Below are 13,342 nucleotides of genomic sequence, written 5' to 3'. Positions count from 1 at the left end.
CTCCGACGGACTTCCACCTCCACGCCCGCCGCCCCTGCGCTCCTGTAATTGCGGCATGCACGCTCCGCCTCCGGCGGAACGATTTACCTGGATTTCGCCCCCGGGAGCCGCGGTTTCCCAGGCACGAGGATTGCACAGACGCAGCGACCCCCATGTTCCAGACGCACCTATGGATAGGCTGACGACGACCTTGAATCCAGCGCCCGCCCTTGCCGCCTTCGAGGCGGCAGAGATCCTCGCCCATGGTAGTGAAGGTGTCATCGCATGCGACAAGGCGCAGCGAGTGCACTACCTCAACCCGGTCGCCGAACGGGCGCTGGGGCGTCCGCGCGAGGCGCTGCTGAACCGGCCCCTGCTGGAGATCTTTCCCGGCCTCAAATCCCACCTGGCCTCACTGCCCGGCATGCAGCCGGGAGATCAGGCCCTGGAACTGGAGCAACAAGATGCCGTCAGCGGCCGCAGCTTCCATCACAGCCTGCACCCCACTTCGGACGGCGGGCTGGTGATGTTGTTCCGCGACGTCACCGAGCCGCGGGGAATGGCGGACGCGCTCAGTCGCTCGGAAGAGAAGTACCGCGACCTCTTCAACGCCATCGACGAAGGCTTCTGCGTGATCGAAGTGCTGGTGGATGAGAACGGGGTGGGCATCGACTACCGCTTTCTCGAAGTGAATCCCAGCTTCGAGCGCCAGACCGGGCTGATCGACGCGGTAGGCAAATGCATGCGGGAGATGGTGCCGACCCATGAAGAACACTGGTTCTCCATCTATGCGCATGTCGCCGCCACGGGTGAATCGACGCGCTTCGAAAACCGTGCCCAGGGTCTGAACCGCTGGTACGACGTCTACGCCTTCCGCGTCGGCAAGCCGGAGGACAGGCATGTCGCCATCCTGTTCAACGACATCAGCCAGCGCAAGGCGGCGGAAGAGGAGCGCCAGGAGGCCGACAAGCGCAAGGATGAGTTCCTCGCCATCCTCGCGCACGAGCTGCGCAACCCGCTGGCACCGTTGCGCAACGGCCTGGAGATCCTGAAGCTGGCCGGCAGCACCGGCGACGGCGAACTGCTGAACCGCGCCTGCACGATGATGGAGCGCCAGGTGAGCCACATGGTGTCGCTGGTGGATGACCTGCTCGACGCCAACCGCATCAGCCGCGGCCTCATCACCATCAGCCGCAAGCGGGTGGATCTGGCGGACATCGTCCGTCACTCGGTGGAGTCCGCCGAGCACGCCATCCGCCAGCAAGAACACGAGTTGACGGTGCAGCTGCCCTCGCGCGAGGTGTACGTAGACGCTGACGCGGTGCGCCTGACCCAGGCCCTCACCAACCTGCTGGTGAACGCCGCCAAGTACACCGAGCCGGGCGGTCGCATCGCCCTGGCGGTGAAGCGGGACGACGCCACGGTGAGCATCGCCATCACCGACAACGGCGCCGGCATTCCGCCGCACATGCTGAACCGCATCTTCGACCTTTTCGCCCAGGTGGAAGTGGCGCCCCACCAGCCTTCGCGCGGCCTGGGCATCGGCCTCACCATCGTCAAGCAGCTGGTGGAGATGCACGGCGGCACGGTGCAAGCCCATAGCGAAGGTGTCGGCAAGGGCAGCCGCTTCACCGTCACGCTGCCGCTGTCACCCGAGCGCCGCGCCCCGGGCGAAGGAACGATGGACCAGGCCCCCCGTGCCCGCGGGCACCGCCGGGTGCTGGTGGCGGACGACAACCGCGACGCCGCCGAGAGCCTGGCGACCATGTTCGAGCTGCTGGGCCACCAGGTGGCGATCGCCTACGACGGCGAACAGGCGGTAGCCGAGGCGGAACGCCTGCAGCCGGAAGTCCTGCTGCTGGACCTGGGCATGCCGCGGCTGGACGGCCTGGGGGCCGCCCGCCGCATCCGCGAGTTCCCGTGGGCGATGACGGCGGTACTGATCGCCACCACCGGCTGGGGCCAGGAGCAGGACAGGCTGGCCTCGCGCACCGCCGGCTTCGACCACCACTTGGTGAAGCCGGTGGCGATGAGCGACCTGGAGAAGATCATCGCCGAGATGCCGCCGGCCGATGCGGCGTAAGCTGCCGCGCTCAGCGCCCGGAGGGGCGCTCGGCGAAGGTCCACAAGGCATTGCCGGCGTAGTGCCAGAACAGAAGCAGCGCCGTCACCAGGATCTGTGCCAGCAGGTAATGCACGCCAAGCGCATGGGTGAGCAGGCTCATCAGCAGTCCGTTCCACACCAGCCCCAGCCCGGCGACCGCCAGGAAGCGCGGCAGCGCCTCGCGATGGGCACGGCCAGAGCGGAATACGATGGCGCGGTTCAGGCTGTAATTGATCAGGGCGCCAACCAGGAAGCCGGCCACCGAGCCCGCCACCGGATCGCCGCCCAGGCCTTCCACCACGGCGATCAGCGTCAGGTAGTGTCCGGCGGTGCCCACCGCCCCCACCGCGGCGAAGCGGATCAGCCGGCCCAGCAGCGGCGAGCCCGTCATGCCGGCATCGGCCTCATCGCGGAATGCGCTCGTCATCCGCCAGGCCGCGGCGGTCGCGCAGCACGCCCAGCTCCACGCCCTCGCGCACCACTTCACCGACGATGCGGCCCTGCATCGCGGTGTGGCAATCCATGTGGGTGGGCGAGATGAAGAAGTCCGCCGCGCGCCAGTCGGTGGTCACCTGGAAGCGCGCGTCCAGCCAGGCCGCCGCCTGCAGCGGCTCGGCGCAGACCGCCACCAGGTAGGGCCGGGTCTGGCCGCCCTCGCGGCTCACCCGGGTGCGCAGATCGGCCACCAGTTCCTTCACCGTCGCCGCCCAGTAATCCTGCTCCCAGCGGTCCTGGGTGCCATGCAGGCCACCAGCGATGCTGTTGTACGCCACGTACTCGTATGGATGCAGCCGGGCGAGGTTGATGGCGTGCCCCAGCGCCAGCACCGCACAGGCGCCCAGGGCCAGCAGCCGGCCGCGCGGCCAGGGCTGCGCCCAGCGCCAGGCGGCCGCCAGGCCGGCGCCACCCAGCACTGCCAGCGGCGGCAACAGGAAGGTGAAGTGGCGGATGCCGTTGTACAGCGGCGGCGCCGCCAGCAGGGTGTAGGCCAGCGGGAAGCCGGCGGCCAGCACCACCGGCAGCCAGCGCAGCGCCTCACCGCGGGCCTGGGCGGAGACCAGCAGGCCGGGCAACGCGCGCACGCCGGCCAGCGCCGCCAGGGAAATGCCGATCAGGAACAGCTCCGGCAGGCGCACCAGCAGGTAGTGGGCGAGATAAGTGCCGGGCACGTCGCCGTTCTTCATCACCTCGCCGTCCAGGATGGTGGTGAGCTGGAAGGAGAAGTGGGAGAAAGTGGTCATCGCGGTGTAGAGGTTCTCCGGCGCCATCACCGACCACGGCCAGCACAGCGCCATCAGCGCAAAGGCCAGCAGCACCGCCGGCCACAGCCCCTGCGCCGCGCGCAGCAGCAGGCCGCCGCGGCTGCGCAGGTCGGCCGCGCCCATCCAGGCCCAGGCCATCAGGCCGACGCCGAGGTAGAACACCGCGAACACCGCGCCCACCCGCAGGCCGAAGGCGCAGCCCAGGGCGAAACCCAGGCCCAGCACGTCGCGCAGCGCCGGCCGCGGCAGGCTCTCCAGCACCCGCACCGTGAAGTACAGTGACCACACCATGGTGGCGGCGAAGGGCACATCCTTGGTATGGGTGAACATCGCGCCGGTCCAGGCGCCAGTGGCCAACAGCAGCACCAGCGCGCCCAGCCCGGCCCATTCGCCCGCCAGCCGCCGCGCCAGCAGCCAGGTGCCCAGCGCACCGCCGAGGCCGAAGCCGGCCGACAGCAGGTGGCGCAGATCCCACACGTTCATCGCCGGGAACAAGCGTTCCAGGCCGGCGGCGATCAGGTCGAACAGGCCGCCGTAGAGGTAGAGGTTCTTGTAGGCGAAGGCGCTGTGGTCTGCGAAGCCGGAGGTGTAGAAATCCAGCAGCAGGCGGCCATACACATGCTGCACCTCCTCATCGTTGCTGATGCCGTAGTGGCGGAAGGCCAGCAGCGCGAACAGGCCGGCGGCGGCCAGCAGGCCCATCGCCAGCCGCAATGCCCAGGCGGGCGACAGCGCGAATGCGCGCGCCGCCGGCGCCAGCGTGCCGGCGGTCGCTTCCCCGCTGCGGCTCACCGGCGCGGCTCCTCGAAGCCCAGGCGCTCGGCCACCAGATAGAGCGGGCGCGCCTTCACCTCGGTGAAGATGCGGCCAACGTACTCACCCAGCACCCCGAGGCTGATGAGCTGGATGCCGGACATGAACAGCACCGCCACCATGATGGAGGCGTAGCCGGGCACATCCACGCCCCAGATCATCGTGCGCAGCACCAGCCAACCGCCGTAGGCGCCGGACAGCGCCGCCATGCCCAGGCCGATCAGCGACCACACCCGCAGCGGCAGCGTGCTGAAGGCGGAAAGACCGTCGAGCGCGTAGCGGCCCAGCCGCCACATGGACCAGGCCGAGGCGCCGGCGGCGCGCTCGGCCGGCTCGAAATCCACCTGCTCGTGGCGGAAGCCCACCCAGCTGGTGATGCCCTTCATGAAGCGGGTGCGCTCCGGCAGGCTGTTGATGGCGTCCACCACCGTCCGGTCGAACAGGCGGTAGTCGCCGCCGCCCTCGGTCAGCGCCACTTCGGACACGCGGCGGAACAGGCCGTAGAAGGCCTGCGACAGCTTGCGTCGCAGCCAGGGGTCGGTATCCCGCGAGCGCCGCACCGCAGTCACCATGCGCGCGCCCTTGTGCCAGCGCTCCAGCATCTCCGGGATCAGCTCCGGCGGATGCTGCAGGTCGCCGTCCATCAGCACGATCACGTCGCCAGTGGCCGCGCGCAGGCCGGCGGCCATGGCCGCCTCCTTGCCGAAGTTGCGGGCGAAGCGGATGGCCTTGATGGTCGGATCGCGCAGGCACAGCGCGGCAACCTCGGCAAAGGTGGTGTCGCGGCTGCCGTCGTCCACGAACACGATCTCCCGGCGCGCCAGCGGCAGCGCATCCAGTACCCCGCACAGGCGCTCGTGCAGCAGGTTCAGCGAGCCGCTTTCGTTGTAAAGCGGCACCACCACGGACATCGCCGGCACGGCGGGCTGGGTGGGTGTGGCGGCTGCGGCCAGGGTTTGATGGAGATCGGGACGGGACACGGTGGCGGTCTCACGAAACTCCTCCACGAGGGAGGCATGCAGGCGTAAACGAGGCACACTGGCGGCGCGTTGACTGCCGACCAGTTTCCAGTTATTGCCATGCGTGAATTACTTCCTGCCCGCCCCATCATCGTCTGCGCCGACGACTACGGCCTCGCTCCCGGCGTCAGCGCCGCCATCGCCGAACTGATCGCCGCCGGGCGGCTTTCCGCCACCAGCTGCATGAGCGGCCTGCCCGACTGGCGACGCGCCGCAGGCGAGTTGCGCGCGGTGGTGGCGGCCACCCCGGCCGACGTCGGCCTGCACCTCACCCTGACCGATCACGCCCCGCTCGCGGGCGACCTGCATGGGCTGGCGGCGGGCGGCCGCCTGCCGCCGCTGAAGCGCCTGCTCGCCCGCACCCTCGCCCGCCATCTGCCGGCCGCGGCGGTGGCGGAGGAAGTGCGCGCCCAGCTGGACGCCTTCGAAGATGCCTGGGGCGCGCCGCCGGATTATGTGGACGGCCATCAGCACGTCCACCTGCTGCCGGGCGTGCGCGACGCGGTGGTGGCGGAGCTGCGGCGGCGCTACCCCGCCGGCCGGGTGTGGGTGCGCAACTGCGTGGAGGCGCCGGACCGCAGCCTGAGGCGCGGCATCGCCACCGGCAAGGCGCTGTTCATTTCCGCCCTGGGACGCGGCCTGCGCCAGCAGGCGCGCACTGCCGGCCTGCCGATGAACGAGGGCTTCTCCGGCCTACACGACTTCAGCGCCGCGCCGCCCTTCGGCGAGCGCATGCGCCGCTTCCTCGCCGACACCGGCCCGCGGCCGCTGGTGCATGTGCACCCCGGCCGGGTGGATGCGGCGCTGATTGCCTGCGATCCGCTGACCACGCCGCGGGAGGCGGAGCTGGCCTATCTGGCGAGCGGGGAATTCGTCGCCGATCTGGCCGCGGCCGGCCTGTATCCGGCGCGTTTCAGCGCGTTTGGCCGCGAGGCCTGAGGCTGCCCAGGGCCGGAGCTGGCGCGGCGCTCCAGCGGAGGAAGCCCTTCACCCTGAGTAAAGGGACTTGCGCGAAACCTGTTGCGGCAAGCCGTGGAACCCACGGCGAGCCATGCGATTGCCGCCTTGCGATAGCGGTGGCCTCGCTTGCCCGGCCACCGGCCGGCGATACCACCGCCCCTGTTCAAGCCGCGTAGCGCAGATCCGACTGGTCGCGCCGCGCCCGCCGCGGGCGGAACACCCCGACCACCAGCGCGATCAGGCAGCCGATGGAAAACAGCGGGTCGATCAGGTAATCCCACAGGTTGGGCGAATCGAATACGCCCAGGCGCCAGCTCACCAGCGCCACCCCCAGCGCCAGCGGCAGCAGACGGGCGCCCAGCAAGGCCGCCACCAGCGCCAGCCCGCCGGCGGCCAGCGGCAGCACCGCGCCGCCGTAGCCCCAGGCGTAGGGGTCGGTCGCGCCCACACCCAGCGCCGGCGGGTAGAACAGCAGGCCGGTGACCGCCGCCAGCACGGCAATGGCCCGTGCCTCGCCGGCGCGGAACACGCAGCTGCAGCCGGTGCGCGCCAGCAGCAGGCCGGCCAGCACCAGCGTGGTGGTCGGGGCCGGCTCGGCGAACAGGCCGCGCAGCACTGCGATCGGCGAGATCCCGACCAGCGGCACGTTCAGCAGCGCCGCCCACACGGCCAGCGCGATCAGCGCCAGCAGCGGCCGGCCGCGCAGGCCGGGCACGCACAGGGAAAGGGCCAGCGCCCAGGCCAGCACATCATGGATAGCGGTCACAGCCTTTCCTCCAGCCAGGCCCGGTTGAAGCGGATATGGCGCACGAAACTGCGGTTCCAGGTGTAGACGAGGTGGTAGTCGCCGTTGCGGGCCTGGATCAGGTAGGGGTAGTCGTACTGCCAACTGCAGTTGCCGCCGTCGCGGCAGAGGTTGCGCTCGGCGACCTCGGCCACCGCCTCCGCGGCGGGGCCGGGGCCCAGCGCCGGCAGGTCGCCCGCCAGCCGGCTGCGGAAGGCAACAAGGTCCAGCGGCTTGCCTGCGCTGTCGCTGCGGTCTTCGAAGCGGTGGATGGCGCGCCAGTGGCGGCCCTCGTCCTCGCTGACGAGCAAGGACAGGCGCAGGCGCTCATCCTCAGTGTCATTGGCCACCGCCAGCATGCGGCCATCCTCCATCCGCAGCGCGGCCAGGGCCGAGTTGGGGTTGGGCAGGTCGGTCGCCTCCACGCCGGACCAGCTGCGGCCCGCGTCCTTGGTCTCGATGCGCCAGGCGCGGTACAGCGACTCCTCGGCGCCGTAGCGCAGCAGCGCCACCGCGCGCTGTTCGTCCTGCACCAGCATCACCGGCTGCAGCGAGCGGCGGCCGTGGTCCATGCGCACCTTCTGCTTCACCTCGCCGGTGGGCGACAGCAGCAGCAACTCGGCGAACTTGCCGCCCATCTCGTGATAGACCGGCAGGCCGATGTCGCCGTTGGCGTAGAACACCGGGTAGGCCTTCACCAGCGTGCTGAGGTTGAAGAAGGGCGAGGTCACCAGCCGTTGCGCCGGCTGCCAGTTGGCGCCCTTGTCGGTGGAGCGCATCAGGTTGAGGTGGCTGGTGGCCCAGCCGCCCATGCTGACGCTGACGTACACCAGCCACAGCTCGCCAGCCGGCGTGGTGAAGGTCACCGGATTGCCGACCTTGCGCACGAAGTAGCCGAGGTCCGCCGCGGTGCTCTCCGGCGAGGCGACGATGTGCTGCTCACCCCAGGCGCCAGTGGCGGGGTCAAAGTGGGCACCGTAGATCTTCACCTCCTCGCCGCCTTCGCGCTCGCCGCCGAACCAGGTGGCGTAGAGCCGGCCATCGGCAAGTTCCGTCACCGAGGCGGCATGCACCCGCGGCGGTGACACCGCGCTGGCGATGGCGCTGGCGAACAGCGGCTGTGCCGCGCCCGCGCCATCGGCGGCAGCGGCCTTGCCCGGCGGTACCAGGCCGGCGGGCGCCGGTGCATGCAGGCCGGGCCAGGCGGTCCACAGCGAAACACCGACGATCAGCGCGCAGGCGCCGGCACGCAGGGCAAGACTCATCTGGCCTCCACACGAAGCAGGTAATGGAATTGCAGCCCCTGCTCACGCGTCAGCGGGCTGAGGAAACGGGAATTCAATCGCGTCACCCGGAAATCCGGGGTCACCGCCAGCGCCTCGGTCTTCAACCCGGCGGCCTCCAGCGCGTCCAGGCCGGACTCGCCGGTATAGATGATGGTGGCGCCGGGGCGGGCGGCCACTTCATCCACCGACAGTGCCGGCGTCAGCCGGGCGGTATAGAAATCGAAGCTGTTGGCGCGGGCTTCGCCTTCCAGGTAGAACACCTCGTCCGCCGCCACGCCCAGCCGCTCCAGCTGCGCCGCCAGCATGTTGCCGGCCTGGTAGCGCAGCAGCTGCGGATAGAAATTGAAGTTGAGCAGCACATTGAAGGCCACCGCCGCGGTCAGCGAGCACAGCAGCAGCCGCACCGAGCCCCGGCTGCGGAATACCAGCACCGCGCCGACAAGCACGGCGAAGGCCGCCAGCGCCGGCGCCAGCATCCCGCTCACCGGGAAGGCCCAGCCGTTCAGCGCCAACGCCAGCACCGCCAGCACCACCACCACCACCAGCTGCGCCGCCCAGGCCGCCCGCCCGGCGCGCTCCGCCGGCCGCGCAGCCAGCCAGGCGCCCAGCATCACCGAGAACAGCGGCAGCAGGATGTTGAGGTAGTGCGGCAGCTTGAAGCGCGACAGGGAGATGATGGTGAAGATCACCAGCAGCGTGCCCAGCGTCAGCATCTCCACGCCGGGCCTGGGCTGGCGCAGCGCGCCAGCAGCCGCGCGCAGGTGGGTCCACACCGCCGCCAGCGCCAGCAGCGACCACGGCAGGAAGGCCCACAGGAAGGTGTGGACGAAGAACAGCTTGTCGTCCGCGCCGGCATTGCCGAAGCGCTCGCCGGCCAGGCGCTCGAAGTTCTGCGACCACAGGATGAACTTCACCCCGCCGGTGCCGAACTGGTGGTAGTAGGCGTACAGCACCGGCGCGGCGAACAACAGGAAGCAAGGCAGCAGCGCCAGCCAGCGCCAGTCGAACAGGCGCGCCCAGTCGTGCCGCCAGACGAGGTGCAGGAACACCGCGATGCAGGGCATGGCCACGCCTATCATGCCCTTGGTGGAGAAGCCCAGCGCCAGCCCCAGGCCGCCCAGCAGCAGGTTGCGCCAGCGCCCGGCGGCGGCGAATTCGGCCAGCTGCCAGATGGAGAAGATGATGGCGCCGGTAAGGATGGCGTCCATGCGCACATCGTTATTGGCGAGGATGAAGGCCAGCGCGCTCGCCAGCACCAGCCCGGCCAGCCGCCCGGCCTCCGCCGAGTACAGCAGCCGCCCCAGGCGCACGGTGGAATGGAGGGCCAGCAGCGAGAACAGCAGCGAGGGCAGCTTATAGGCGAAGGTGGTGACGCCGAACAGCTTGAACGACAGCGCCGCCAGCCAGAACAGCAGATGCGGCTTGTCCAGGTAGTCGCGCCCCTGGGTCACCAGGCTCAGCCAGTCGCCGCTGAGGTAGATGTTCAGCGCGATGCCGGCGTGATGGCCGGAGTCGTTGTTCATCAATGGAACCGCGAGGCCGCCGGCATAGGCGAGCGCAAGCAGCAGGTAGCAGGCGAGGGTGGTCCGGGAGTCGATCCGCACGGCAGGGAGGGGGCTGGATAGGACGGGCGCCGGCGCTGGCCGGCGGGGTGAGCGGCGAATGCTATCATGGCCGGCCGCCGCGCCGTTCTAGCCCCGGCGGGCCGCCGCCCTGCTCCCCATGACCACCGCGCCTCCGCCCTACATCGGCCGCTTCGCCCCCTCGCCCACCGGCCCGCTGCACATCGGTTCGCTGATCGCCGCGGTGGGCAGCTACCTGGAGGCGCGCAGCCGAGGCGGCCGCTGGCTGCTGCGGATGGAAGACCTGGACACGCCGCGCATCATCCCCGGCGCCGCCGCCGGCATCCTCGCCACGCTGGAACGCTTCGGCTTTGAATGGGATGGCGGCATCGTCCACCAGGACCAGCGCCGCGACGCCTACGCCGCCGCCCTCGCCCGCTTGCAGGCCGACGGCCTCGCCTTCCCCTGCGCCTGCACCCGCCGCGAACTGGCGGACTCCGCCATCGCCCGCGACGGCTCCCACCGCTACCCCGGCACTTGCCGCCACGGCCTGCCGCCGGGGCGGCAAGCGCGGGCCTGGCGGGTACGCGCCGAAGGCGTGGTGAGCTTCGACGACCGCATCCAGGGCCCGCAGCGGGAAGACCTGGCGCGGGACGTGGGCGACTTCGTGGTGCTGCGCGCCGATGGGCTGCATGCCTACCAGCTCGCGGTGGTGGTGGACGACGCCGAGGCCGGCGTCACCGACGTGGTGCGAGGCGCCGACCTGCTGGACTCCACCGGCCGCCAGATCCACCTGCAGCAGGCCTTGGGCATGCCCACCCCGACCTACGCCCACCTGCCGGTGGCGACCAACGCCGCCGGCGAGAAACTGTCCAAGCAGACCCTGGCCAGCGCGGTGGCGGAACAACCGCCGGCCGCCGCGCTGCTGGCCGCCCTGCGCTTTCTCGGCCAGAATCCTCCCCCTGCGCTGGCCGGCGCGCCGACGCGGGAAATCTGGCAATGGGCCCTGCCCAATTGGCGGCTGGCCGCCGTACCCCGCTCGCGGCACGCCCCCGCGCCGCAACCCTGACAAGGACCACCTCCCCATGATCGACGACATCGCCGGCCTGCGCCGGGTACTGCAGCAGACCCGCAGCATCGCGGTGGTCGGGCTGTCCGCCAACTGGCACCGTCCCAGCTTCTTCGCCGCCAAGTACATGCAGGACCGCGGCTACACCATCATCCCGGTGAATCCGGCCTACACCGAAGTGCTGGGGCAGAAGTGCTACCCCAGCCTGCGCGAACTGCCGATGAAGGTGGACATGGTGGATGTGTTCCGCAAGCCGGAAGAGGTTCCGGCCATCGCCGACGACGCCATCGCCATCGGCGCCCGCACGCTGTGGCTGCAGCTGGGCGTGATCGCGCCCGAGGCGGCGGCCAGGGCGGAGGCCGCCGGCCTGGAGGTGGTCATGGACCGCTGCGTGAAGATCGAATACGCCCGCCTGTTCGGCGGCCTCAACCTCGTGGGCGTGAATACCGGCGTGATCTCCGCCCGCCGCCCGGCACCGCCCGCCGCGCGCTGACCCCGTTCCGGCGGGCGCAGCGCCGGCCCCTCAGCCGCGCCGCCCGTATCCAGCCACGCCTATCGCCAGCCGCGCCCCCTGGTAGGCCAGCCAGCAGGCGATGCGCCGCAGCAGCGGCAGCTTGCGCCAGTCTTCCGTGCGCAGCTCCTGGGCGCCCTCGTCGATCGCGCGGAAGATGCTGTCGCGCAGCCGGCGGGAAAACGCGCCATCCTCGACGACGACGTTGGCCTCGCGCGCCAGCAGCAGGCTGAAGGGGTCGATATTGCTGGAACCCACCGTCGCCCAGTAGCCGTCCACCACTGCCACCTTGGCGTGCAGGTAGCTGCGGTGATACTCGAACAGGCGGATGCCGCGATCCAGGAAGAAGGGGTACAGCGCCCGGGTGGCGTGAGCCTGGAAGGGGTGGTCCGACAGCCCCTGCAGCAGCAGGGTGACGCGCACGCCGCGGGCGGCGGCCTCCACCAGCGCCTGGCGGAAGCGGCGGCCCGGCAGGAAGTAGGCGCAGGCGATGACGACCTCCTCGCCGGCCAGCGCGATGGCGGAGAGATAGGCTTCCTCGATGTCGTGCCGGTGGCGCAGGTTGTCCCGGATCAGGAAGGCCGCGCGCAGTTCGCCGGCCGCCCGCCCGTCCGGCAGCGCGCGCATCGGTGCCAGCAGCCGGCGACGGAAGTTGGCCCAGGACACCAGCCGCCACAGGTCGTGCGCCGCCTGGCAGATGGGCACCAGCAGCGGCCCTTCCACCTTCACCGTGTAGTCGTAGCGCGGATGCGGCGGCCCGCCGACCTCGAAATCCTCGATGACGTTGATGCCGCCGACGAAGGCAAGCCGGCCATCCACCACCACCAGCTTGCGGTGCATGCGCCGCAGGCGGTGGCGGCGGAGGGAGAGCAGCTTGAGTTCGCGGCGGAACACCAGCACCTTGACGCCATCGGCCACCAACCCGGGCATCAGGTCGCGGACAAAGTCCCGCCCGCCGAAGCCATCCACCACCACGTGCACCGCCACGCCACGCCGGGCCGCCCGCGACAACGCGGCAGCGATGCGGCGGCCGGTGAGATCCGGGCAGAAGATGTAGCTTTCGAGGAAGACCTCGGTTTGCGCCGCATCCAGCGCGGCTTCCAGTTCGGGGAAATAGGCCTGGCCGGTCTCCAGCAGCGCGATGGCGTTGCCCGCGACGAAACCGGTCAAGACCTCGGCTCCAGATCCGCCGTCAGCGCCGCGTGGTCGGAGATGCGCGACCAGGGCTGGCCGAAATGGACCTTCGCCTGCTTCACATCGAAGCCGCGCACATAGATGCGGTCCAGCCGGAACAACGGCAGCGCGCTGGGGAAGCTGCGCGCCGGCACGCCGGTGGCGCTGAAGGCTTCGACCACGCCGAGGCGGCGGCACAGCAGATCGTCCGCATGGTTGCGCCAGTCGTTGAAGTCGCCGGCGATGATCATCGGCGCGCCATCGGCCGCCAGCCGCTCCATGCGCAGCGCCAGCGCCTCCATCTGCCGCCGCCGGCTGCCGGCCATCAGCCCGAGGTGCACACAGACGCAGTGCAGCGTCTGCGCCATGCCCGGCAGCTTCACCTCGCAGTGCAGCAGGCCGCGGCGCTCGAAGCGGTGATCGGAAACGTCCTGGTTGTCGGAGGACAGGATCTGGTGGCGGCTGAGGATGGCGTTGCCGTGGTGGCCGTGGTCATACACCGCGTTGCCGCCGTAGGCGGTCTGCGTCCATACGTCGGCGGCGAGGAACTCGTGCTGCGGATCGGAAGGCCAGTCGGCATGGCGGCGGGAGTGCCGCAGGTTCAGGCCCTGCACTTCCTGCAGGAAGACGAGATCCACGTCCAGCGTGCGCAAGCGCTCGCGCAGGTCGTGCACCACCATGCGGCGGTTGAACTGGGAAAACCCCTTGTGGATGTTGTAGGTGCAGATGCGAAGTACCGGATCCCTGTCCGCGCTCTTCTCCGCGGCGGTCGCGCTCATGACCATCTCCCTTGCATCGTTGCTCCCAAGCGTGTGCCTGA

Annotated in this window: 12 protein-coding genes; 4 read left to right on the top strand and 8 right to left on the bottom strand. The window is 70.4% G+C overall.

Translation table 11 applies throughout. The annotated features are described in order from the left end of the window. Positions 1-169: 169 nt before the first annotated feature. A complete protein-coding gene (locus tag C7389_RS06095; RefSeq protein WP_162851684.1) occupies positions 170-2,062 on the top strand; it encodes a hybrid sensor histidine kinase/response regulator in 1,893 nt (630 codons plus the stop codon). Between the two features lie 10 nt (positions 2,063-2,072). Here C7389_RS06095 and C7389_RS06090 read toward each other — a convergent pair whose 3' ends face one another. The 3 genes from C7389_RS06090 to C7389_RS06080 are packed head-to-tail and all read right to left on the bottom strand — an operon-like array spanning position 2,073 to position 5,138. Further along, complete coding sequence (locus C7389_RS06090; RefSeq protein WP_246034654.1) at positions 2,073-2,510, bottom strand: GtrA family protein; 438 nt, start codon at positions 2,508-2,510, stop codon at positions 2,073-2,075. Next, positions 2,488-4,137, bottom strand: coding sequence for a glycosyltransferase family 39 protein (locus C7389_RS06085; protein WP_425455560.1), 1,650 nt, complete (start codon positions 4,135-4,137; stop codon positions 2,488-2,490). The genes C7389_RS06090 and C7389_RS06085 overlap by 23 nt, the downstream gene beginning before the upstream one ends. Continuing rightward, positions 4,134-5,138 (bottom strand): glycosyltransferase family 2 protein, encoded by a 1,005-nt coding sequence (locus C7389_RS06080; RefSeq protein WP_246034653.1) that lies wholly within the window; start codon positions 5,136-5,138, stop codon positions 4,134-4,136. The genes C7389_RS06085 and C7389_RS06080 overlap by 4 nt, the downstream gene beginning before the upstream one ends. A 99-nt stretch (positions 5,139-5,237) precedes the next feature. Between C7389_RS06080 and C7389_RS06075 the strand changes: the two genes are divergently transcribed. After that, entirely contained in the window at positions 5,238-6,116 is an 879-nt protein-coding gene (locus C7389_RS06075; RefSeq protein ID WP_133589401.1) for a ChbG/HpnK family deacetylase, read from the top strand. 184 nt (positions 6,117-6,300) lie between these two features. Here C7389_RS06075 and C7389_RS06070 read toward each other — a convergent pair whose 3' ends face one another. From C7389_RS06070 to C7389_RS06060, 3 genes are read right to left on the bottom strand one after another with little or no spacing between them, the layout of a single operon-like run. Beyond that, positions 6,301-6,903, bottom strand: coding sequence for a hypothetical protein (locus C7389_RS06070; protein WP_133589399.1), 603 nt, complete (start codon positions 6,901-6,903; stop codon positions 6,301-6,303). Further along, entirely contained in the window at positions 6,900-8,186 is a 1,287-nt protein-coding gene (locus C7389_RS06065; protein WP_133589397.1) for a sialidase family protein, read from the bottom strand. Before C7389_RS06065 ends, C7389_RS06070 begins: the two co-directional genes overlap by 4 nt. Next, the gene (locus C7389_RS06060; protein WP_133589395.1) at positions 8,183-9,811 is read right to left on the bottom strand and encodes an ArnT family glycosyltransferase; all 1,629 of its coding nucleotides are present in this window, start codon (positions 9,809-9,811) and stop codon (positions 8,183-8,185) included. Before C7389_RS06060 ends, C7389_RS06065 begins: the two co-directional genes overlap by 4 nt. A gap of 118 nt (positions 9,812-9,929) precedes the next feature. Between C7389_RS06060 and gluQRS the strand changes: the two genes are divergently transcribed. Both gluQRS and C7389_RS06050 read left to right on the top strand, forming a co-directional pair. Next, the gene (gluQRS, locus tag C7389_RS06055) at positions 9,930-10,838 is read left to right on the top strand and encodes a tRNA glutamyl-Q(34) synthetase GluQRS (RefSeq protein WP_133589393.1); all 909 of its coding nucleotides are present in this window, start codon (positions 9,930-9,932) and stop codon (positions 10,836-10,838) included. A gap of 16 nt (positions 10,839-10,854) precedes the next feature. Next, positions 10,855-11,331, top strand: a complete 477-nt coding sequence (locus C7389_RS06050; protein WP_211168190.1) for a CoA-binding protein — start codon at positions 10,855-10,857, stop codon at positions 11,329-11,331. 30 nt (positions 11,332-11,361) lie between these two features. Here the strand turns inward: C7389_RS06050 and clsB are convergent, their stop codons facing one another. Then, on the bottom strand, positions 11,362-12,519 hold the full coding sequence (gene clsB / locus C7389_RS06045; protein WP_133589391.1) for a cardiolipin synthase ClsB: 1,158 nt from the start codon (positions 12,517-12,519) through the stop codon (positions 11,362-11,364). After that, a complete protein-coding gene (locus C7389_RS06040; RefSeq protein WP_133589389.1) occupies positions 12,516-13,301 on the bottom strand; it encodes an endonuclease/exonuclease/phosphatase family protein in 786 nt (261 codons plus the stop codon). Before C7389_RS06040 ends, clsB begins: the two co-directional genes overlap by 4 nt. Between the last annotated feature and the right edge of the window lie 41 nt (positions 13,302-13,342).

The sequence above is a fragment of the Azoarcus indigens genome (assembly GCF_004361735.1).
Lineage (GTDB): Bacteria > Pseudomonadota > Gammaproteobacteria > Burkholderiales > Rhodocyclaceae > Azoarcus > Azoarcus indigens.
The sequence above is the reverse complement of the archived record's forward strand: the minus strand, read 5'-3'. Positions and strand labels throughout refer to the sequence as shown.